Raw genomic sequence first — 21,026 nt, forward strand, 5'->3', positions numbered from 1 at the left:
CACAAAGTATTCAAAAGGGGACTTTAGTCAAGATGTTGTGCTACTGTCTTTTTCGAGTCAAGCCTTCAAGTTTAATATGCAACAAATCATGTCCGGCTGATTGCTGCCAAACCGGATTTGTTACGTGCATCTGCTCCTTTAAAAGTTTGTGGGTTGAGCCTTATGTCTGACCTTCCTTTCACTTTAGATCAGTTACGTATCCTGAAAGCGATCGCTCAAGAAGGAAGCTTCAAGCGTGCCGCTGATAGTCTTTACGTTTCCCAGCCCGCCGTTAGTTTGCAAGTCCAAAATCTCGAACGGCAACTCGATGTCCCCTTATTCGACCGTGGAGGACGACGTGCCCAGTTAACCGAAGCTGGGCATTTACTCTTAAACTACGGTGAAAAAATCCTTAGTCTGTGTCAGGAAACCTGCCGGGCGATCGAGGATTTACAAAATCTCCAAGGTGGTACTTTAATTGTCGGTGCTTCTCAAACCACCGGCACTTATCTTTTGCCCAGAATGATCGGTATGTTCCGACAAAAATATCCAGATGTGGCAGTGCAATTACACGTCCACTCTACCCGACGGACTGCTTGGAGTGTCGCTAACGGACAAGTCGATCTGGCAATTATCGGTGGTGAAATTCCCGGCGAACTGTCAGAATCTTTAGAAGTGATTCCTTACGCTGAGGACGAACTAGCGCTGATTTTACCTGTCTTTCATCCTTTTACCAAACTTGAAAAAATTCAGAAAGAAGACCTATATAAATTACAATTTATTGCTTTAGATTCCCAATCTACTATCCGCAAAGTAATTGACCAAGTGCTAGCACGCTGTGAAATCGATACCAGACGTTTTAAAGTTGAAATGGAATTAAATTCCATTGAAGCGATTAAAAATGCTGTGCAATCTGGTCTAGGGGCTGCCTTTGTTTCAACTAGTGCGATCGCTAAAGAGTTACAAATGGGCGTTTTGCACCGTACTCCTATTGAAGGCGTTGTCGTCAAACGGACGCTGTGGCTGATTTGTAATCCCAATCGCTATAGATCCAAGGCCGCCGAAGCCTTTAGTCAAGAAATTTTGCCCCAGTTTGCTAACCCAGGATGGAATCAAGATGTGTTAAAATTAACACAAAAAAGTCTAGTGTTAACTACATTGGAGGTAGCAACACCCACCTTATCTGGTGAAGACTAAAATCAGGTTATTAGTCCTTTGTCATTTTTCCTTTGTTTTTTGTAAATGACCAAATAATTCGTAATGACGCTCCTCTGTCGCTAACTTAATTCGTAATTATGAACCCATTGTGTTCGTGCAGGGTGCTGTAGCCAAACCAAAGGTTTGACATCAGGAAAAAAGTTTCGTGTTCCCCATTAATAAATTTAGTTTCTCTGTAACCTGAACTAATTACGAATTACGTAGCTTGCTTCTTGCCATTTACGTATCATCTTGTAGAGAAGGCGAGTATTATCAATTACGAATTATTTTGACTAATCACGAAAATGGAAGTTTACTGCACTCGTCCGCGTTGTCCACGCCCACAAAACTATTTTGCCGATTTAGATGATGTTACGACACTGAAAACAACCCAGCAAAAGTATTGCACTACCTGTGGTATGCCATTGATGCTAGATGGTCGATACGTGCCAACTAAGCTGCTGGGAAGGGGCGGGTTTGGAGCAGCATTTTTGGCACGCGATCGCCGAATACCAGGAATGCGTCAATGCGTGGTTAAGCAGTTTCAACCAGCGGGAAATTTAACTTTAAATCAACTGCAACAAGCACAGTTGATGTTTGAAAGAGAGGCAGAAGTTTTAGCACAACTTGGTAACGATCACGAGCAAATACCTGACTTATTTGCCTTCTTTCCAGTGATAGTTAATAGTTTGCAACCAGGACAGCAAGACCAATTTTTTTACTTAGTACAAGAATACATTGATGGACAAAACTTGGAAGAAGAATTAGTTCAACAAGGCAAATTTTCTGAACAGCAAGTGTTGGAGGTGCTGCAAGAAATTCTGAAGGTACTAAAGTTTGTCCATCATAGAGGCATTATCCATAGAGATATTAAACCCTCTAACATCATGCGCCGTCGTGATGGGAGACTTTTTTTACTAGATTTTGGCGCAGTTAAGCAAGTAACAAATGTTGCACTGGGTTCTGCTGCTTCTTCCACAGGAATTTATTCGATGGGATTTGCACCGCCTGAGCAAATGGCTGGGGGTCAAGTATTCCCATCTACAGATTTATACGCATTAGCTGTAACTCTTATTACCTTGTTGACAAATCAGGAAGCAGTTAAACTATTTGATGCCTATAGCAACCAGTGGAAATGGCGAACCCAAGTAAGTGTCAACCCTCACCTTGCTGACATTTTAGACAAGATGCTGTTACCTGCTGCTAATCAACGCTTCCAGTCAGCCCAGGAGGTTATAGATGCACTTAACTCACAGGCGGTTCAATCTCCCACACAACCTAATTCGCCCTCTGTAACCCTCCCGCCACAACCACCCCAAGGTTCTAATCCCGTCGTTCCCCGTCGTCCACCAACTCAGCCAGCGTTTTCGACATTGGAATTATTGGGTGGGGCGGCATTTAGTGGATTTGAGGGTGCATTGATCGCGATCGCCCTCTTCAGCCTAGTAAAATCAGAAATAGTTACTTTAAGTGTTGCATGTGTGATTTTAGGAATACTGATATTTGCCCAAACGAGACGGTGGATTGAGAAGTTCGATTTATTAATTATTCCAACAATTACTTTTGCGATTATTTTTTTTGTCCCCTTTTTACGGGGAGGTCTTGACCTTGCGTCAGTGGTGATTTTAGCAGTTGGAGCAGGCTTAGTAGCTATTTCATTGACAGCCGTATTTCGACTTATTTATAAATTATTATCTCTCTTACTTTAAAAAACTTCTGGTGCTAACAGCTACAATAAATGTCTCATAAAAAGGAAACACTTAGTCTTTTTTAGCCGTTGTCATCACTATTGGTTTAATCTTTAATGGTCTATAGTTTCTTATGGAACGGTGGGCGCAATTAAACAAAATGTATATTTAATAATAGTTTTGCCCACTAAGGGCGAAAGCGTGTAGCGAGACCTTCGCGGTAGCGTCTCGTAGAGAAGTACGGTTTGAAACCAATATTCACTACCCAGTTGTACAGAATTCATACTGACTCCTGAGTTCTAAATTCTTCATAATAAATATTTTTATTTTATTGAAACTTATTTATGTCACAAAAGAATGAAACCACAATTTTAGCTTTGGCTCTGCTGCTGACAGCTGGCATAGTTGGCGGTGGGTTTTGGTGGTTTAGTAACAATGGGGCCAAAATTGGTAATAACATCATTCCAAATCAACAACCAGGCAACAATCCATCCTTACAAGACCGTATTAGTTTTGGAGAAAAATCTTTTACTCCAGGTGATATTTCTCCAGTGAAAAAAGAAGGAGTACAGGCGATCGCAGCTAAAAGTTATGATAAAGCGATCGCCAATTTCACAGCTGCTTTAAAACTCAATCGAAACGATCCAGAAACGTTAATTTTTCTTAACAATGCCCGAATCGGTTCTTCCAGGAGCTATACCATCGTGGCCTCTGTACCATTCGGCACTGACCCCAATGCTGCTTTAGAAATTTTACGTGGCATAGCCCAAGCTCAAAATCAAGTCAATAGTTCAGGAGGAATCAAGGGAGTACCGTTGAGGGTAGGGATAGCTAATGACGACGACAATCCAGAAATAGCCAAGCAAATCGCTTCTACCCTAGTCAGCAATTCCGAAGTATTAGGTGTAGTTGGGCCTAATACTAGCGATTCCACCTTAGCCGCAGGTACTATTTATACTTCTGGACAACTTGTAGCTATATCTTCTACTAGTACATCTGTCAAAATTTCTAACTTTAGCCGCTACGTTTTTCGCACAGTTCCCAGTGATTTTATGGCTGCGAGAACTTTAGCTAACTATATGGTGAGAACCTTGCAGAAAAAAAATGCAGTGGTTTTCTTTAATTCTCAGAGTAACTACAGCCAGTCTTTAAAGTCGGAATTTGTTTCATCCGTTTCCCTAGAGGGTGGACAGGTAGCTAGCGAATTTGACTTATCCAGGGCGGATTTTAGTGCAGCTAAAAGTGTAGAACAAGCAACTAAACAAGGTGCAGAAGTTTTGATGTTAGCTGCTAACACTGAAACTCTCGATAAAGCGCTGCAAGTAATTCAGATTAATCAGAAAAAGTTAACTTTGTTGGCGGGAGACGATGTTTACACGGCTAAAACCTTGGAAATTGGCAGAGAACAAGCTGTAGGGATGGTAGTAGCTGTTCCCTGGCATATTGATGGCGATCCGAAGTCAGATTTTCCCCAGAAATCGCGGCAGTTATGGGGCGGTGATGTGAGTTGGCGAAGCGCCCTTAGTTATGATGCCACTGTAGCTCTAATTGCAGCATTAGAACGCAATCCTACGCGAGCAGGAGTCCAACAAGCATTAGCTTCCTCTGACTTTTCTGCCACTGGCGCTTCTGGTACAATTCGGTTTTTAGCATCAGGCGATCGCAATGCCTCAGTGCAACTTGTAAAAATTGTTCCTGGTTCTCGCTCTCGCACTGGTTATGACTTTGAACCAGTGCGTTAATCACCAATAAAAAATTAAAAATTAACCAATACTTAACCTGGAAAAACCCTCAAGATGGGAAATTGAGCTTTATGGGGAAAAATCTTACTGTCAATTTATTTTTACCACGACTCAAACCTTGAGATCGCAGACGAATAACTTAAATGTTATATATTATACTTTAAATTTTCAAGCAGTTAAAAGTCAGAATTTGCTAACAAAATCCCCGTCCTCCAAATACAATCTCAAGTAGCAAGCACCTATAAAGCACTTATATTGAATGGACGCGCGGGTAATTATACTATGTCTCAAAAAAATGAAACAACTATTCTTGTCTTATCCATCCTAATCACCGTCGGGCTAATAGCTGGCGGTTTTTGGTGGTTTACTAGAAAATCTGGTGTCGATCTAAATACAATTAATTCTGGTAGCACCAAAACGCCCCAAACCGGATCGGAACAACCTAGTGGCAATACTTTCACTTCAGTAAAGGATGTTCCTACAGGATTATTCAATTACGGAGGCAGTACATCTTGGGCACCGATTCGACTAGTAGTCGATCCGGTAATTCAAGCCGCGCGGCCAGAGTTACGGCTGCGCTATGTAGAACCCAGCAATGCATCGCCTGGTTCTGGCACTGGCATTCAGTCCTTGATAGACGGTCAACTAGCTTTTGCCCAGTCCTCCCGACCAGTTCTAGATCCGGAATTAAGCCGTGCCCAGCAGCGTGGGTTCAGTTTGAAACAAATTCCTGTGGCAATTGATGGTTTAGCGGTTGCAGTCAACCCAAACCTGAATATCCCAGGACTAACGGTAGAACAATTAAAGTCAATTTACACAGGCAAAATCAATAATTGGAGCCAGGTGGGCGGCCCCAATATCCCGATTAAGCCCTATTCCCGCCGTATTGCTGATGGCGGTACTGTCGAACTTTTTGTCCAAGACATCTTGGGTGGTCAAGCTTTCAGCTCCAATGTAGAATTTGTCTCTACAACCACCCAAGCCTTGCAAAAATTGGCTGATAGTCCTGGTAGCATCTACTACGCTTCTGCCCCAGAGGTGATTCCTCAATGCTCAATCAAGTCCTTGCCGTTGGGGCGCACGCAAGGGCAATACATTGCACCATACCAAGAACCTTCTGTCCTCCCGTCTGAATGTCCTGGTAAACGGAACAAGTTGAATATTGAGGCATTCCAATCAGGAAAATACCCGATTACCCGCAATCTGTTTGTGGTGGTCAAACAGAATGGTCAGACTGAGCAGCAAGCAGGTGTCGCTTACGCCAACTTACTGCTGACTGAGCAGGGACAGCAACTGATTACCCAAGCGGGATTTGTCAAAATTCGCTGACATCTGCGATCGCCTGTGGCGGGGTTTAGCCCATCGCACTCAAGACAGAGTGGCGGAAATCGCCGCTCTGAACTTTACCTTAACCAGCTCTATTAATCGACTCTGCTGGCAAGCAAATGAGATTATCCCCTTGAGTCAAGATTAAACCACGTTGACGCAACTTACCCATCAAGCGGGTGACGGTGACACGAGTCGAACCAATCGCGCTACCAATTTGGGCATGAGTGAGAGGAAAGGGCAGACAATAACCGCGAATCACATCAGGATCGGTGTCGCTCATTGCTGGCTCTCCATATTCCTCAATTAACAATGTGAGAAATCCTAAGAGTCGGTCAATTGTGCGGCGTTGTCCCAAGGCACTCAGCCACAGCAGCTTACGCTGGTGCTGATACCTAAAGGCATCCATAACTTCGCGACGGAAGTGAGGCCAATTGTCTAAATCATGCCAGTACATCCACAGCACCGCAGTTTGATCGACATGGGCGTAAGCCTGGAGTGTGAATGGTGACTGAGCAACAATTTCAAATGGCTGTCCCGCTCCCACAAAACCCAAGAACGCTTCTTCTGGAGTTCTGTTGATTCGTCGAGACGTTAGCTGACTGGCAGTCGCACTAACTTGGGCGGTTCCTACCATGCGGATCGCACCCCTTTGCACCAAATACAGCAATCCAGGCCGGGCTGGAATGCGCTCATCTTTGCTAAAGGTGCGGCAACGATAGTGTTCTTGAGCCCAGTCAAGAATGCGTTGCCAAGTCAAAAAAGGCCGTGATGCCTCAGAAAAGGAGGATGGAGATTGCATAGGTAACAAAGAGCGTTCGGCTGAAGACAAAGACGTAAATAAAAGGGTGCAAGGAGTGTCTTTGTGTTGACGAGGCAGGCTTAACGCCTAACAGCGCCAGCCAATCCAAAGAATAGAAAGCAAATTACTCTCTACTCTTTTGTTATACTTCCTACTGTACAATGATGGTAGTAAAGTTTACTTACTATTCATCGATTATTCATCAAATTTTATCCTCTTCTCATTTTTCTTCATCTAAATTAAATTTATACCGCAAGATAGATGACAGAAATGTAACAAATATATCTTACATTACTATTTAAATAATATTACGTGCATTATAAATTACCAGTTAGCAAATATACGTCAATCAAACAGCTATTATATAGTTACCTAATAAAATCGATAAGCATTGATACTTATAAAACAGAAAGTAAAGGCATAAAAGACGAAAAAATTCCTCTACATAAAGGTAGAAATGACAATAGAGTTATCTATACCTCAAGTGTGTCTTTGCGACTATCAAAATCTCAGAATCGAAAAGCGATGGAGCTTGCTAGGGCGATCGCTTCAGATTTATCAGGGATTTGTGAGGACGTTTTTAGCATCCAAATAGTTCCCCCTGGTTGGATAAATTTTGAATTAACTCACTCAGCCTTAGCGACTTGGTTACAAAGTCTCGTAGTCGGGAGTTTAGGGGAAGAGGGGGAGATGGGGGGCAGGGAGCAGGGAGCAGGGGGAGAAATCAATTCAAAATTCAAAATTCAAAATTCAAAATTAAAGAACTTCTGCCTCCTGCCTCCTCTTTCCCAATCTCCAATGCCCAATTCATTGTTTGCTGTTGAATATGCCCATGCACGCTGCTATTCGCTAGTGCTGCTGGCTCATCGAGAGGGATTGATTAAACTTAGAGAACCAGTTCCAAATACTAGTCCAGCTTTTTGGGATGTTATTTTTCCTAACCCACTACCTTGGCTTAATTGCGACGGAACACTACAACTGAATCACCCAGATGAGCGTCGTCTCATTGGCGAATTAATACAAGTGGTAGACAACATAGAGTGCCCTGATGTTAGCGATTCTGTGAAATGGGAAAAAGTAGCACTGAATTTGAGTCAAGCTTTTGAAAAGTTTTGGTCTAATTGCCGGATTTGGGGTGAGGTGAAAATTACTTCACCAGAGCTAGCCCAAGCTAGACTGGGATTGCTCATGGCTACTCAGTCAGTATTAAAATTTGTCCTAGAGGAAAATCTGGGGGTTTTTGCGCCTTTGGAGCTATAAATCGGTAATGTTCCTTAGGTAAAAATAAAAACTTTTTATATAGCTATTGACTCAATGCACCACCTCGGATACATTAGCAGGTGTGTGAGGAGCGAACCAGCAGGGGCACCGAGACGAAACACGGCCAGTCGTCGGTGTCCTTTCTGATTTGTATGGGTTAGATTTGAAAAAATTCTTTCACTACAGCAAAAACTTTTCAATTGCTATTGCTGCCCCATCTTCCTCTACGCTAGGAGCTACCCAATTAGCGATCGCTTGCACTCCTGCTGGTGCGTTGCCCATAGCTACACCAAGTCCGGCATACTCCAGCATTTCCACATCATTGAAGTTATCGCCAATCGCCATAACGTTGGCTAATTGTAATCCCAGCAACTCTTCGGCTAGGTAACGTAAAGCAGTCCCCTTATTTACAGAGGCGTTAGTTGCTTCAAAAAAGGTAGCAACAGATGTCGTCATATAAAGTTCAGCAGGTGTGTATTGACGGCGCAAATTTCCTAATAGTTTATCGATTAAGTCAGTGTCATCAGACAAAGCAAGAATTTTTGTCGGTTCATTCGTTAAGGCTTGACGCAAATCACCCACAGGAATCGCAATAATACCAGAACGTTCTGCATAAATTTTGGTTTCTCTGGTTAACTCACGAACGTATAGCTGATCGTTGATGTAAAAGTGAACGGATAGAAGCGATCGCAATTCCGGCTGTTCAAAATAGTCGAGTAACTGGTGGGCGATTTCTCTAGAAACAACCCAATGGCGATGAATTTTTTGGGTGTTCGGGTCTTGAATCCAGGCTCCTTGATAGGCCATTAATGGTAGGGTAGAGCCGATATCTTGGTGGAAGCGCAAGGCTGAACGATACATTCTACCTGTAGCGATCGCCACTTGAATTCCTCGTGCTTGCGCTGCAAAAATTGCTTGCTTTACAGGTTCGCTGATAGTGTTAGAGTGTCCGGCGATCGTGCCATCTATATCCAAAACTAGTAGTTTAATGTCTTTTGCAGCAGCCTGACGATCGGTAGATGCTTTCGGCATAATTTCCTAAATTTTAAGTTCCAGTAAGAGGTTAACAGGCTCTGGCGACCAGTAGAGAATCATATAAAAAATTGGGTTCTCTAATCAACCACTTCATATCAATAATTATTTATAGCGATCGCCAATAATAGGATGTTTTAAATCTTATTAAAGATTCAACCTAATAAGCACAATAAAAAACCCGATTTTTTCGAGAAGAATCGGGTTTTTTAATTTAAATTAGAGAGTCTGCTTGATAGATAGGATAAAAGAAATCTACCTCTTCAAGAAAGTCTATTAATTAAACATCTTGATCCAGCTTTTTTTGCGTTGTGACAACAAACAAAGCCCAGCAATTAAACCAATTCCCAGTGTGGCAGAAGACTCAGGTACTGCTTTCACCTCATCGTAGTCATAAGTTACTTTGATACCTGCTTTGGCATAAGTATCAATATAGGATCTCATGTTGCCCGAACCCGTAACTACTGAGTTGGCTAAAGCTGAGAACAAAAAGTCTATGTCGCCATTACCAGTGAAAGACTGCAAAAATTGGGTATTGGTGAAAGACTGAGTTGCAGATTGTGTGGCAGTTAAATTAGAAATAGTCTTTCCAGAGGTGCCACTATAATCAGTGATGCCGTCATATTTAGCAGCTTGATAACTCGATATATCTTGTGGATTGAGCGCAAACAAAGACTGATTATTTAGTTTTAAGTTGAGTTGACTAGCAAGATTTACTGTCACTTGAGTCGGGGTTGGACTCCTGTTTTCAAAACCTGCATTTCCAAGTATGTCGCCAGTAAAACTTATCGTTACACCCTTGAGTGTGCCCAAAGATGAGTCAAATTTTTGGACGCTCAAAGGTGCATCAATGATGTTTGTGAAATCGTAATTAGTGGAACTACTGTAAGAGAGAGAAGCTGCATTAGCTGCTCCAGATGTTGCAACAATTCCTGCCAAGGTTGTAGCAGCAGCTAGAGTGTTGAATAGTTTTGTTGTCATGGATAAAAGATGCCTTTCTGAAACGAATCATTACGGGATTACTAACCTATTTCTAACTCTGAAACTTTGCTTGTAGTCTTGATAAATACACGTAACTTTCTGTAAAGTTATTATGTTTAAATTCCTTCGATAAATAGACTTTTTCAACGGTATATATAAAGTTTTATTAAGGTGAAGTAGTTTTGATAGTGGTAATCTGATGTCGAAATATTAAGCTAGTTTTTGTTGGTTCCTGAGATGTAAGCTAAGTCAACCTAATTAAACATAAAAGGCTCAGAAGATAGATTCCTGACTTCTGGTGATAACTTAAGGATCTAGTTACTATCTAGTTACTATGCTTATACTCACGTACTTAATTGGGCTGGTTTATCTGCCAAGAGTTGGTTCTACTTGGCTTCCGTACTAAAGCTGCAAATACGTAGAAACTGGGTTATATAAAAAGCACAAAAAAGCTCATTAGTACCAGGGGTAAATGAGCAATCGAAACAGAGAATAGTTTTGTAGCTGAGTCAGGAGGATGTCTTCCTGGCTTAGGCATTTAGATTATTAATGCCAACTGACGTTGTACATCAATAAAACCTCTTCATATGATGTCCGCCTAATTAGTTATAATTCCCGCATCTGTGCAAAAACCAGGAAACCCTCTTTCCCCCTGCTCCCCTGCCGTCTTCATGATAAGTCTTTAACCGGACACGATATCACATATTCGGACACCCTGGCATATTATCTCCAAGCAGCAATCGTGCCAGACTGGGTAAAGCTTCACCATAGGTGGGATGGATGTGAACCGATCGCTCTAACAACTGCCAGGTTGCTCCTGCTTCTATCAGGGATAAAAAAACATGCACCAGTTCAGCAGTTTCGTAGCCTACCAGGGTTGCTCCCAGAATTTTGTCTGTGTCGCTGTCGATCGCCATACGATAAAATCCGAGGTCATGCCCCCATTCGATCGCACGCGCAATTTGGCTCATGGATAACGTAACAGCACGCGCGTTGATGCCTTGTTTCTGAGCCTGTTCTAAGGTCATACCCACTCGCCCCACCTGGGGTTCTGTGTAGACCGCATAGCCAAGAACGCGATCGCTCCGTGTCCGGTTTTCTCCACACAAAATTGCTTTTAAGCGGCGATAGTCTTCCCACGACACATGGGTAAAGGCAGGCTGTTTGGCAGCATCCCCGATCGCATAGACTCCAGAACAGGTGGTATGGAACTGGTTGTCAATTTTAATAAATCCTCGATCGTCTAGCTCAATTCCACTGGCGGCTGTATTTAATGCACTTGTATTGGGTTTCCGTCCAATCGCAACCAGCAACGCTTCTCCTTGAAGTTGTTCGCCACTGCTCAGGGTCAGCCTAAACAGATTATTTTCATGGGCAACGTGATTGACATTAACTCCAAAATGAAGCCCAATCCCATCCTGCTTTAATGCTTCTGCTAAGACCTCGCTGACATCAGACTCTTCTTGCCCAAGCACGCGATCGCCCCGGACAATTAAGTGGGGTCTGACTGCCCAAACGCGCTAGTCCTTGTCCCAATTCCAAGCCAATATAGCCGCCTCCAATCACCAATAAACGGGCTGGTAAGATGTTCAAGTCAAAAAAGTTGCGATTGGTCAGGTAAGGAGTTCCTGCAAGTCCGGGAATGTCAGGAATCAGCGATGACGTACCCGTGTTAATAATTACCAGAGGAGCCTGAAAGGTAACATCTCCACCTTTGACCGTCCGTTCACCCACAAAAGCAGCTTCGGCACAAATGACTTTCACACCCGCAGTCTCCAATCGCTGGCGAATCCCCTGATTAAAGCTGCTGCGGATTCCCCGAACTCGCTCCATGACAGCAGGAAAATCCACCTCTACTTCCGTGTGGATACCTAACTTCTGAGCCTGGCGCGATCGCCCTGCTGCATGAGCCGCCGCTAAGAACGCTTTAGACGGAGTGCAGCCATAGTTGATGCAACTGCCACCTAAAGCATCCCGCTCAAACAAGACAACCTTACGTCCCTCATTGGCAAAATCAGCCGCCAGTGGAATGCCTCCTTGACCACTGCCAATGACAATGACATCTGCTGTTTCCATCACTGCAAAACTCCTTGGAGATAGTTTGCTTTCATCAGATTTTCACACTCAAAGTTAAAAACTTTCTGGCTATTGAGGGAGGTGCAATAATTGTGGAAATCATAACTACAAAGCTTGCACCTTCAGCTAACAGAAGATGTTTAGCGATCGCGGCGCTTGCGAAGATGGCTTATCTACCTATAAATCAGTTGTCTGACTCAAGTTCTTTAATTTAAGATACCAGTTAACTGCGGGCTTACCCACTTCTTGACATCAAGGAGTAACAATAAAGGTAGCCAAAGCTTTGAAATTGCTAACTATGTGACAAAGCTTCTAGCTAAAATAGGGCTATGTCTGAAACTTTTACTTCTGCAACTACAACACGCCCCACGTTCATCCTCGTAGATGGGCACTCCTTGGCTTATCGTTCATACTTTGCTTTCGCCAAAGGGCGAGATGGAGGACTGCGTACCAAAACGGGCATTCCCACCAGTATATGTTTTGGTTTTGTGAAGTGCCTGTTGGAGGTAATGGCAACACAACAGCCTCAAGCAATGGCGATCGCTTTTGATTTGGCTGAGGCAACTTTTCGCCACGAAGCGGACGATACTTATAAAGCCGATCGCCCGGAAACACCAGAAGATTTCATTCCCGACTTAGCAAACCTGCATGAGTTGCTGAATGGCTTTAATCTACCCTTTTTCACTGCCCCTGGTTTTGAGGCTGATGATATTTTGGGAACCTTAGCACAGCGAGTAACTGCGGCTGGGTATAGGGTGAAGATTCTCACTGGCGATCGCGATTTATTTCAACTAATCGACTCTGACAAAGAAATCACTGTTCTGAATTTTAGTCCAGATGCCCTAAAGCGCTCTACAAATAGCATCACGGAATTTAAAGCAGAACAAGTCAAAGAGAAGATGGGCGTTTTACCTTCACAAATTGTTGATTTTAAAGCTCTTTGTGGTGATAAATCAGATAATATTCCTGGTGTCAAGGGAATTGGCGAAAAAACAGCAGTGCAGCTGCTAAATACCTATGGTTCACTTGAGAATGTTTATGCTGCGTTAGATGAAATTAAAGGCGCAACTCAGAAAAAACTGGCAGCAGGTAAAGAGGATGCCGAGAAGTCTCGCTATTTGGCAACCATAGTATTAGATGTCCCGATAGAATTTGATTTAGAAGATTGCAAATTAAAAGGCTTTGATACAAACGTCTTATCACCAATTTTAGAAAAATTAGAATTTAAGTCTTTTTTAGGTAGAATCAACGACCTTCAGCAACGTTTTGGTGGCCAAGTTGAAGATAATCAAGAAGCCAAAACAAATGCAATTAATCCCAATACTAACTCAGAATTCAGCGCTGATGAAGATAATGATTTGTGGTTTTTCAGTGCTAGTGATACAGCAGCAGTTCCACAACAATCTACTTCTCCAATTACACCACGCATCATAAACACTGAAGCAAAATTAACTGAGTTAGTGAGGGTTTTGCAAAAATTCACTAATCCAGAAACACCCGTTGCTTGGGATACTGAAACTACCGATTTAGAACCAAGAGATGCTGAATTAGTAGGAATTGGTTGTTGTTGGGGAACGCAACCAGATGAGGTAGCCTATATTCCTGTAGGGCACAAAACTGGAGAAAATTTGCATAAAGATTTTGTGCTGGAAACACTACGTCCAATTCTCGAAAGTGCCGATTATCCCAAAGCTTTACAAAATGCTAAATTTGACCGCTTAGTTCTTAGAAGTCAAGGAATTAATTTGGCAGGAGTGGTGTTTGATCCCATGCTAGCGAGTTATATTCTAAATCCAGATTCAAGTCATAATTTGATGGATTTGTCGCTGCGATATTTGGGATTGATAGCTAAAAGTTACTTAGATTTAGTTCCTAAAGGCAAAAATATCGCTGATATAGATATTCCCGCCGTCGCAGATTACTGTGGGATGGATGCTTATTCTACCTTTGGTTTAGTGTCAAAATTGCGCGAGGATCTGGATAAAATTCCAGCTTTATCTAAGCTATTTTTGGAAGTAGAACAGCCACTAGAAGCAGTTTTAGCCGAAATGGAATACACAGGTGTTCGGATTAATTCAGCTTATTTACAAGAACTTTCGCAGCATTTAGAAACTGAGTTAGCCAGGTTAAAAGAGGAAGCAACTGGAATAGCTGGAGAAAATTTTAACTTGGGTTCTCCTAAGCAATTGAGCCAAATTATATTTGAAAAATTGGGGTTAAGCACCAGACATTCTCGTAAAATTCAAACGGGCTACTCTACAGATGCAGCAACACTAGAAAGACTTCAAGAAGATGATAACACTGGATTTGTTAAAGCGATCGTTGAATATCGCACCCTATCTAAATTAAAGTCTACTTATGTTGATGCATTACCTGCATTGGTGCGTCCAGATACCCAGCGAGTACATACTGATTTTAACCAAGCAGCAACATCAACTGGTAGATTATCTTCTTCTAATCCGAATTTGCAAAATATTCCCATTCGTACAGCTTTTAGTCGCCAGATTCGGAAGGCGTTTTTGCCAGAACCTGGTTGGTTAATGGTGGCTGCTGATTACTCACAAATTGAATTACGGATTTTGGCTCATTTAAGTCAAGAGCCGATATTAGTGCAAGCATATCAGCAAAATGAAGATGTTCATACTGTGACAGCGCGGTTAGTTTTTGAAAAAGAAAATATATCCTCAGAAGAACGAGGAATAGCAAAAACTATCAATTTTGGCGTAATTTATGGAATGGGTTCTCTAAGATTTTCACGCTCAACTGGGATAGATAAGACCATTGCCAACGAGTTCATTAAGCGGTTTAATGAACGATATCCGAAAGTATTTGCGTATTTGGAGCGAGTGAAAAAAGAAGCGATCGCTCGTGGTTATGTAGAAACTATTTTCGGTCGCCGTCGCTATTTTGACTTTACTAATAACAGTTTACGCAAACTAAAAGGCAGTAACCCAGAAGATATCGATCTGAGTAAATTGAAGAATTTGGGTGCTTTGGATGCAGGTTTATTACGCTCCGCGGCTAATGCACCAATTCAAGGTTCTAACGCTGATATTATCAAAATTGCAATGGTGAGATTGCATGAGGTTTTGAAAAACTATCAGGCGCGTTTGTTGTTGCAAGTTCACGATGAATTAGTATTTGAAATTCCCCCTAATGAGTGGGAAGAATTACAACTACAAATTAAATCGGTGATGGAAAATGCAGTGCAGTTGAGTGTTCCTTTGCTTGTGGAGGCGCGTGTTGGTGAAAATTGGATGGAGACGAAGTAAGTTTAACTAGGGATTGGAACAATTACATTGGGATAGTCGTATATCTGTGTTAGCAGTATATTACATCCTGGCTCGATATCAATCTTATACCATTCTTACCTTAGAAAGAATTTTAATATGCATCGTCGTTGGCTCTTATCTGCTTTTGCAATTTTGTTGAGTATAGTTTTAGTTGCTTGCACCACTGTAACTACTCAGCAACCACAAACCAAAGTGGAAAATACCACTGAGGCGACTAACACAAACTCTCAGCAATTACTAAAAGGTTCAGCAAAAAGAGTTGTTGCTCTTTCTTCACTTTCTGCTGACATTCTCTCCCGACTCGATCAAACAAAAGTTGTCGGAATCACTGGGAGTAAACTATTTAAGAATGACGCAAAATTTCAAGATGTTCCACGTGTTAGTGAAGGACAAAATCCGCCAAATTTAGAGAAAGTAGTAGCACTCAAACCAGATTTAGTTATTGGTGCTGAAGGTTTTTCTAACATTCCAATTCAAAAACTTCAGCAGTTAGGTATTCAAACTTTGCTCACTAAGGTGAATAGCTGGGAATCTCTAGAAGAACTTACTAAAAAGCTCGCTCAGTTAATTAATGCCGATCCTCAGCCTTTGTTAAACCGTTATAAAACTTTCTTACCAGATAAGCCAACTCAGAGTCCGTCTACTTTAGCGCTGGTTAGTCGTCAACCAATTTTAGCGCCGAATAAAAACAGTTGGGCAGGAGATTTGCTGGCAAAATTCCAGGCGAAAAATATAGCAGCAGATTTACAAGGAAAAAGTCCAATTGGTGGCTATGTGACGCTTTCTGCTGAGAAAGTTTTAGAAGCAAATCCAGAGGTGATAATTTTAGTTAATCCTCCACAAGGGAATTCAGAAGCGACGCTTTTAGATTCGTTGAAAAAGGAAGCTTTTTGGCAGCAACTACAAGCAACTAAAAATAACCGAGTCTATGTGTTTGATTATTTTGGCCTAGTGAATCCGGGTAGTATAAATGTAATAGAAAAGGCTTGTCAGCAGCTTAAGCAAGCGTTGTTTACACCACAGGGTACTTAGCTCAATACTGCGATAACAGTCAATAAAGGATGCATTTATCGGAGGTAATTTAGATAAAACCCCGATCAAACAGGCTTTTCAGTGTCAGTATGTTTTCACAAATAAAATCTGAGTGCTATATTAAGCATTATTATTTATAGATACCAGTATTTCAAAATGCAGATTGCGAAACTTCTCAAAAACTTTTGGCGATGGATTCGTTTGTTCTTGATAAGTAGACTTGATAGACCTTCAGACAACTTAGAGGTTATTATAATTAGTCTAATACCGCTCATTTTTAACTGGGATTTAAATTGGTCAAGCAAAATTATTTTTGAGTTTGACCTATTCAATAAAATTACCGCATTATATTTTTATATCACACCTTTATTACTATTTATCAATAGCTTTTTGTTCAAAGAAGACTTGCTAAAATTTTTTAGTATTGTAGTAACAGGATTTTTTGGCTGTTTCATTCTTTTTGTGTTTATCGTACAATTAGCTCTAGGTAATCATATTAATCTTGTTGAGCGAGTAAAATGTCCAAATGGTAAAATTTTTAGTGTTTATGAGAACTTTGAACCGAGTTTTATCACTTCTGATGACGCTATTTGCCGATTTGAGTTACAACAAGAGAGAATTTTTATAGGAGTTATCAAAAACAGCAGGGAAGTTGGAAAAAAGGAGTGTCAAGTTAATACTAGAGAACCTAGTTTTCCAAACCGTCTTATAAATGCGTGTACTCGATAGATAGTAAGACAACATGAATTTGACAATTACTATGATTACTTCAACATTCAAATTAGTTTGAAACTCCTGCAAAGCATCTGTATTGTTATTTTGTACTAAAAAATAATTAATAAATTCGTGTTTTAAAGCATTATTTGCACTCAATATTAGTACTCAATAACACTTTGTATTAGAAAGCAGTTAAATAAAGGCGCTTTAGCTTTTGCATTTACTAAACTAGCTATTTACAGTGTTGTTGAAGAAGAGATATAGCTAATTCAAAACTATTAGGTTGAGTTTGTACTGCATAGGCTTCTCTTTCTAAATCTTGTCGTTTGACATCGGTATAGCGCCTAAAAAATGGTCGAGCATAATTGCTTGGTTGAATGTCTAAACCTAAAGTTTTTATTTTTCCTTTTCCGGCACATACCTGCGCTGCATGAACAGTTTCATGGATTAGTGTTTGAGTTCCAATATGTAATTCAAACACTACGGGATTAATCCAGATTTTTTTGTCGGTTTCTCTTAGTAACCCATAAGCTCCTCGCTTTGGTGGTAGCGCAATGATTACCTGAAACCCTTTTTTTTCTAATTTATTTTTTAAATCTAAAAATCTTGCTTCTGGATGGGGTATTTGAGAAAACAATAATAAGGAATTTAATATAAAAATTTTGCTCATTTCCTTTTTTGATTATACCAATTCAATTAATGATTGCAACACATCCTTGGCTAAAGACGCGATGAATCGCGTCTCTACAAATAGTGATTTGTTGGATTATTTTTTCAAATTGGTATTAATTGAAAATATTTGTATTCAATTCCAATGGCATAAATATGAACTGTGACTTTAATTAAGGCAGCTACTTCTGAATCAATATTAGCGTAGCTATGCCAAAGGCGATTCCCAGTCATAGACTGGGAATAAGGGAGACTGCAAAGGAGGTAACTGACTGTGCTTTTAATCTTTTGCAGAACTAATTGGTTTTTGACCAAAAGGGATATTCTTTTTACCTTCAGAAGAAGCACCCCCAAGGCTGCGGAAATACAGTCCTCCAATGGTGAGTAAAAATGTCACGTATCCCACTGCTTGCACAAGATAGAGGTTGTCTCTATAGCCAAATAAAGATTTGAGAATAATCCCAGGAAACTGTTCATCAGGCAAGATTGTGGAAGTATTGGAAACCATTGGCCCCAAAATACAGGAGTGGACTTTTGTAAAACGTTCGTAATAGAAACAAAGGCTTTCTGTGGCACGACTGCTAAGGGCAAGGTTAGCTACTGCTTCGTCAAAATGTTTCAAGGCTGAAACTACTAACCCAGCGACAATTAACACTAATAAAACGCCCATTACCTGGAAAAACTGGCGGATGTTAATTTTGACACCCCATTTAAATAGCAGCACTCCAATAGCAGTTGCCGCTACCAAACCAGCAATAGCACCCAATGCTGGCATTAATCCCTGTTGGAAATTAGCGGCAACGAAGAGAACAGTTTCAAAGCCTTCGCGGACAACGGCAATTAAAATTAAAGTAAAAACACCCCAGCCAGCATTTGAGTTTTGTGTCAGTGCTTCTGTTACTGCTCCCTCAACTGTAGCTTTCATGAATCTGGCTTGTTTAGTCATCCAGATTAACATCCAACTGAGCATTGCGATCGCTAATACACTAAATACACCTTCTAGCGCTGGTTCAACAACGGTGGTGTATTGAGGATTCGCAGCTCCCAGTACTTGAATTATCCAACTGAATAGCACACCTATTAAGGCACTGACGACAATGCCAACGCCGACACCAGCATATACCCATGAATTGAGTCGGGATTGTTTAGCTTTTTTTAGCAAAGCTAGCACAATACCAACAACAAGGGCAGCTTCCACTCCTTCTCGAAGTGTGATTACAAAAGTAGGTAGAGCAGTACTAAAATTCATCTTTTGTCCTTTGTCTTTTGTCCTTAGTCATTAGTCCTTTGTTCTTTGTCATCTGTCCTTTGTCCTTTGAATTTCTTTTTGACTAATGACCAATGACTAATGACTAAGGACTAATGACTAATGACTATTAACCAAAATCGCGTAGCATCTTTTTCAGTTCGAGATTATGCATCTCTTCTTGTCCAATCATACCGCGAGCGAATTCTTCAAGGTAAATGCTGGCATTGGTGACAGTATCAAGCAATTTTTTATACAGATCCAATGCCTTTTTTTCATGAGATAAACTTTCTTCCAAGATATCTTTGACTTTATGCTGGTAGGTTTCTTCCATTGGGGCGATTTTCAAAGAGGGATGCCCATCTAAACCGGTGAGAATTTCTCCCACTTGTTCGGCATGAAGTAAAGATTCACTTGCCTGTGCTTTGAAAAAAGCCACAATTGGAATCCGGTTAGGGCCAGTTACCATCAAAGAATAATGTGTGTAGCGCACTACTCCTGCTAGTTCAAATTCCATGATGGCGTTCAGCAGGTCAATAGTCTTTTTCTGGTCAAGTTCTTGCATCAGTTGTTAGTTAAAGTAACGAAGGGAGTGTAATTAGTTAGGAGTTAGAAGTGAGGAGTTAGGAGTTTGGGATTTGGGATTCATAACTCATAATTCATAACTCTTAACTCCTAACTATTTTAAACTCGTTGTAATTAGTTAGGAGTTAGAAGTTAGGAGTTAGTAGTTTGGGATTCATAACTCATAACTCATAACTCATAACTCTTAACTCCTAACTATTTTAAACTCCTTAACCTATAGTTTCCATTAAATTAAAGTGTTATCGTTGTGCTTGGGTATTGGATTTGTCAACTACTTTTTGAGAGTTTTCCTCAATGGTTTTCACTAGCTTGGTAACATCATTAGGAATTTTTACTGCTTTTGCTGGTGGAATAGCGGCGGGCCAAACTTTTATTAGTTCAGCAAAACTAGTATCGATCGCTTTGTGTGCTTCGGGATCTGCTTGAGCTACTTGACTAGAGATTCCTTTGTATAATTCATTGGCGTAAAAGACAAAACCACGGGAGTCTTGATACTCAATTGGCGCGGTTACTTTACCATTTGCGATCGCTGCGCCATATTCGGAGTTGGCTGAATCTAGTAGTTCGTTAATTACCTGTAGTGTAAATCCTGGTTTTGAGCGTTGAGCTTCTGGCAAAGCTGCGATCGCTCCATCAACTGCTTGCATTGAAGAGGTAAAATTAGTTTTAACTTTGCTATCCTTCGGACTAGATTTCACTAAATCTTGCAAACTCACCAAAGTTGTCTTAAATTCTTTGACTTTGCGTTCATTAAGTTGATCTTCCACGTCAACGTAAATCTCTTCTACTGGATGCCCAATATGAGGTTCTGCCTGTTTCGGCTGATTCTGATCTAGCAGTTCTTTGGCTACCAAAAGATGCCCTTTCATTAAGCCTAATTTAGACATATAATCAACATCTTTTGCCTCACCTGTAAGTACCACTTCTTGAACGCCAACTTGGTCTTTAATTTGGTCGAACTGTTCTTGAGTAATTACTTTTTTAGTAACTAAATCTTCTGGGCTACCGTAGGGACGAGCTGCCTGGATTTTGTTGGATAAAGCCGGAACACCTAGTTTAGCTTCAAATTTATCCAATTCTGACAATATAGCGCTATTAATGTTTATTTTTTCTTTGCTACCGTGACCACTATGACTGTTATTACTTACTGCCTCTGTAGCTGGAGTGCTAGCAACTGGTGCTGATGGATTTTCTGCGGTTGGCGTATTACTACAAGAACTCAAGGTAACTATTACCGCTGTTGCTGCTGCTAAACAGATATAACGAAGTTTTATCATCTTTGCTCCTCACACGAATTAAAAGGTATTAATTGAAACATTTCAAACTATTACTCAAACTATTATTAGAAAGTAGTTTGTTTGACAGATTGTCATAGATTTTACTGTTGCATATAATGAGATT

General features: G+C 40.9%; 20 protein-coding genes. 9 read left to right on the forward strand and 11 right to left on the reverse strand.

Annotated features, from left to right (window positions below; all coding sequences use genetic code 11):
- Positions 1 to 162 precede the first annotated feature (162 nt).
- Both NSTCB13_RS20305 and NSTCB13_RS20310 read left to right on the forward strand, forming a co-directional pair.
- Complete coding sequence (locus tag NSTCB13_RS20305) at positions 163 to 1,176, forward strand: LysR family transcriptional regulator (RefSeq protein WP_335007605.1); 1,014 nt, start codon at positions 163 to 165, stop codon at positions 1,174 to 1,176.
- Between the two features lie 305 nt (positions 1,177 to 1,481).
- Complete coding sequence (locus NSTCB13_RS20310) at positions 1,482 to 2,885, forward strand: protein kinase domain-containing protein (RefSeq protein ID WP_448273632.1); 1,404 nt, start codon at positions 1,482 to 1,484, stop codon at positions 2,883 to 2,885.
- A gap of 110 nt (positions 2,886 to 2,995) precedes the next feature.
- On the opposite strand, the gene NSTCB13_RS20315 is transcribed toward NSTCB13_RS20310, so the two are convergent.
- Complete coding sequence (locus NSTCB13_RS20315; RefSeq protein WP_448273633.1) at positions 2,996 to 3,148, reverse strand: hypothetical protein; 153 nt, start codon at positions 3,146 to 3,148, stop codon at positions 2,996 to 2,998.
- Between the two features lie 60 nt (positions 3,149 to 3,208).
- Here NSTCB13_RS20315 and NSTCB13_RS20320 point away from each other — a divergent pair, with 60 nt between their 5' ends.
- Together NSTCB13_RS20320 and NSTCB13_RS20325 are read left to right on the forward strand one after the other, a co-directional pair.
- The gene (locus NSTCB13_RS20320; protein WP_448273634.1) at positions 3,209 to 4,606 is read left to right on the forward strand and encodes an ABC transporter substrate-binding protein; all 1,398 of its coding nucleotides are present in this window, start codon (positions 3,209 to 3,211) and stop codon (positions 4,604 to 4,606) included.
- 282 nt (positions 4,607 to 4,888) lie between these two features.
- Positions 4,889 to 5,935, forward strand: coding sequence for a PstS family phosphate ABC transporter substrate-binding protein (locus NSTCB13_RS20325; protein ID WP_448273635.1), 1,047 nt, complete (start codon positions 4,889 to 4,891; stop codon positions 5,933 to 5,935).
- A gap of 79 nt (positions 5,936 to 6,014) precedes the next feature.
- On the opposite strand, the gene NSTCB13_RS20330 is transcribed toward NSTCB13_RS20325, so the two are convergent.
- Positions 6,015 to 6,734, reverse strand: coding sequence for a Crp/Fnr family transcriptional regulator (locus tag NSTCB13_RS20330; RefSeq protein WP_012412419.1), 720 nt, complete (start codon positions 6,732 to 6,734; stop codon positions 6,015 to 6,017).
- Positions 6,735 to 7,046: 312 nt separating this feature from the next.
- Between NSTCB13_RS20330 and NSTCB13_RS20335 the strand changes: the two genes are divergently transcribed.
- Positions 7,047 to 7,994, forward strand: coding sequence for a DALR anticodon-binding domain-containing protein (locus NSTCB13_RS20335; protein ID WP_448273636.1), 948 nt, complete (start codon positions 7,047 to 7,049; stop codon positions 7,992 to 7,994).
- Positions 7,995 to 8,174: 180 nt separating this feature from the next.
- Here NSTCB13_RS20335 and NSTCB13_RS20340 read toward each other — a convergent pair whose 3' ends face one another.
- The 4 genes from NSTCB13_RS20340 to NSTCB13_RS20355 all read right to left on the reverse strand — a co-directional run bounded on the left by NSTCB13_RS20340 (position 8,175) and on the right by NSTCB13_RS20355 (position 12,083).
- The gene (locus tag NSTCB13_RS20340; RefSeq protein WP_448273637.1) at positions 8,175 to 9,026 is read right to left on the reverse strand and encodes a Cof-type HAD-IIB family hydrolase; all 852 of its coding nucleotides are present in this window, start codon (positions 9,024 to 9,026) and stop codon (positions 8,175 to 8,177) included.
- Positions 9,027 to 9,302: 276 nt separating this feature from the next.
- A complete protein-coding gene (locus NSTCB13_RS20345) occupies positions 9,303 to 10,007 on the reverse strand; it encodes a choice-of-anchor E domain-containing protein (protein ID WP_445631030.1) in 705 nt (234 codons plus the stop codon).
- Between the two features lie 698 nt (positions 10,008 to 10,705).
- The gene (locus NSTCB13_RS20350; RefSeq protein WP_448273638.1) at positions 10,706 to 11,482 is read right to left on the reverse strand and encodes an FAD-dependent oxidoreductase; all 777 of its coding nucleotides are present in this window, start codon (positions 11,480 to 11,482) and stop codon (positions 10,706 to 10,708) included.
- The gene (locus tag NSTCB13_RS20355) at positions 11,460 to 12,083 is read right to left on the reverse strand and encodes an FAD-dependent oxidoreductase (RefSeq protein ID WP_448274198.1); all 624 of its coding nucleotides are present in this window, start codon (positions 12,081 to 12,083) and stop codon (positions 11,460 to 11,462) included. The genes NSTCB13_RS20350 and NSTCB13_RS20355 overlap by 23 nt, the downstream gene beginning before the upstream one ends.
- 92 nt (positions 12,084 to 12,175) lie before the next feature.
- Between NSTCB13_RS20355 and NSTCB13_RS20360 the strand changes: the two genes are divergently transcribed.
- From NSTCB13_RS20360 to NSTCB13_RS20375, 4 genes are all read left to right on the forward strand, one after another.
- A complete protein-coding gene (locus NSTCB13_RS20360; protein WP_448273639.1) occupies positions 12,176 to 12,298 on the forward strand; it encodes a hypothetical protein in 123 nt (40 codons plus the stop codon).
- 114 nt (positions 12,299 to 12,412) lie between these two features.
- On the forward strand, positions 12,413 to 15,355 hold the full coding sequence (polA, locus tag NSTCB13_RS20365) for a DNA polymerase I (protein ID WP_448273640.1): 2,943 nt from the start codon (positions 12,413 to 12,415) through the stop codon (positions 15,353 to 15,355).
- A 117-nt stretch (positions 15,356 to 15,472) separates the two neighbouring features.
- Entirely contained in the window at positions 15,473 to 16,408 is a 936-nt protein-coding gene (locus NSTCB13_RS20370; protein WP_448273641.1) for an ABC transporter substrate-binding protein, read from the forward strand.
- A 156-nt stretch (positions 16,409 to 16,564) separates the two neighbouring features.
- Positions 16,565 to 17,137 carry a hypothetical protein gene (locus NSTCB13_RS20375; protein WP_448273642.1) on the forward strand — a complete coding sequence of 191 codons (573 nt, stop codon included), beginning with the start codon at positions 16,565 to 16,567 and terminating at the stop codon, positions 17,135 to 17,137.
- A gap of 220 nt (positions 17,138 to 17,357) precedes the next feature.
- Here the strand turns inward: NSTCB13_RS20375 and NSTCB13_RS20380 are convergent, their stop codons facing one another.
- From NSTCB13_RS20380 to NSTCB13_RS20400, 5 genes are all read right to left on the reverse strand, one after another.
- Positions 17,358 to 17,795, reverse strand: coding sequence for a hypothetical protein (locus NSTCB13_RS20380; RefSeq protein ID WP_448273643.1), 438 nt, complete (start codon positions 17,793 to 17,795; stop codon positions 17,358 to 17,360).
- A 104-nt stretch (positions 17,796 to 17,899) separates the two neighbouring features.
- A complete protein-coding gene (locus NSTCB13_RS20385; protein ID WP_448273644.1) occupies positions 17,900 to 18,028 on the reverse strand; it encodes a hypothetical protein in 129 nt (42 codons plus the stop codon).
- Positions 18,029 to 18,074: 46 nt separating this feature from the next.
- Positions 18,075 to 19,043 (reverse strand): FTR1 family iron permease, encoded by a 969-nt coding sequence (locus NSTCB13_RS20390; protein ID WP_448273645.1) that lies wholly within the window; start codon positions 19,041 to 19,043, stop codon positions 18,075 to 18,077.
- Positions 19,044 to 19,170: 127 nt separating this feature from the next.
- A complete protein-coding gene (locus NSTCB13_RS20395; protein ID WP_445631023.1) occupies positions 19,171 to 19,605 on the reverse strand; it encodes a ferritin-like domain-containing protein in 435 nt (144 codons plus the stop codon).
- Between the two features lie 259 nt (positions 19,606 to 19,864).
- Positions 19,865 to 20,902, reverse strand: coding sequence for a helix-hairpin-helix domain-containing protein (locus tag NSTCB13_RS20400; RefSeq protein ID WP_448273646.1), 1,038 nt, complete (start codon positions 20,900 to 20,902; stop codon positions 19,865 to 19,867).
- Between the last annotated feature and the right edge of the window lie 124 nt (positions 20,903 to 21,026).

This window comes from Nostoc sp. DSM 114160, assembly GCF_053470305.1.

Excerpts from the sequence above, each read along its gene's own strand:
- NSTCB13_RS20385 (WP_448273644.1), bottom strand. The coding sequence starts at position 18,028 with ATGACTGGGAATCGCCTTTGGCATAGCTACGCTAATATTGATTCAGAA.
- NSTCB13_RS20325 (WP_448273635.1), top strand. The coding sequence starts at position 4,889 with ATGTCTCAAAAAAATGAAACAACTATTCTTGTCTTATCCATCCTAATC.
- NSTCB13_RS20375 (WP_448273642.1), top strand. The coding sequence starts at position 16,565 with ATGCAGATTGCGAAACTTCTCAAAAACTTTTGGCGATGGATTCGTTTG.
- NSTCB13_RS20315 (WP_448273633.1), bottom strand. The coding sequence starts at position 3,148 with ATGAATTCTGTACAACTGGGTAGTGAATATTGGTTTCAAACCGTACTT.
- NSTCB13_RS20395 (WP_445631023.1), bottom strand. The coding sequence starts at position 19,605 with ATGCAAGAACTTGACCAGAAAAAGACTATTGACCTGCTGAACGCCATC.
- NSTCB13_RS20380 (WP_448273643.1), bottom strand. The coding sequence starts at position 17,795 with ATGAGCAAAATTTTTATATTAAATTCCTTATTATTGTTTTCTCAAATA.
- NSTCB13_RS20400 (WP_448273646.1), bottom strand. The coding sequence starts at position 20,902 with ATGATAAAACTTCGTTATATCTGTTTAGCAGCAGCAACAGCGGTAATA.
- NSTCB13_RS20330 (WP_012412419.1), bottom strand. The coding sequence starts at position 6,734 with ATGCAATCTCCATCCTCCTTTTCTGAGGCATCACGGCCTTTTTTGACT.
- NSTCB13_RS20305 (WP_335007605.1), top strand. The coding sequence starts at position 163 with ATGTCTGACCTTCCTTTCACTTTAGATCAGTTACGTATCCTGAAAGCG.
- polA (WP_448273640.1), top strand. The coding sequence starts at position 12,413 with ATGTCTGAAACTTTTACTTCTGCAACTACAACACGCCCCACGTTCATC.
- NSTCB13_RS20310 (WP_448273632.1), top strand. The coding sequence starts at position 1,482 with ATGGAAGTTTACTGCACTCGTCCGCGTTGTCCACGCCCACAAAACTAT.
- NSTCB13_RS20340 (WP_448273637.1), bottom strand. The coding sequence starts at position 9,026 with ATGCCGAAAGCATCTACCGATCGTCAGGCTGCTGCAAAAGACATTAAA.
- NSTCB13_RS20390 (WP_448273645.1), bottom strand. The coding sequence starts at position 19,043 with ATGAATTTTAGTACTGCTCTACCTACTTTTGTAATCACACTTCGAGAA.
- NSTCB13_RS20320 (WP_448273634.1), top strand. The coding sequence starts at position 3,209 with ATGTCACAAAAGAATGAAACCACAATTTTAGCTTTGGCTCTGCTGCTG.
- NSTCB13_RS20370 (WP_448273641.1), top strand. The coding sequence starts at position 15,473 with ATGCATCGTCGTTGGCTCTTATCTGCTTTTGCAATTTTGTTGAGTATA.
- NSTCB13_RS20355 (WP_448274198.1), bottom strand. The coding sequence starts at position 12,083 with ATGGAAACAGCAGATGTCATTGTCATTGGCAGTGGTCAAGGAGGCATT.
- NSTCB13_RS20345 (WP_445631030.1), bottom strand. The coding sequence starts at position 10,007 with ATGACAACAAAACTATTCAACACTCTAGCTGCTGCTACAACCTTGGCA.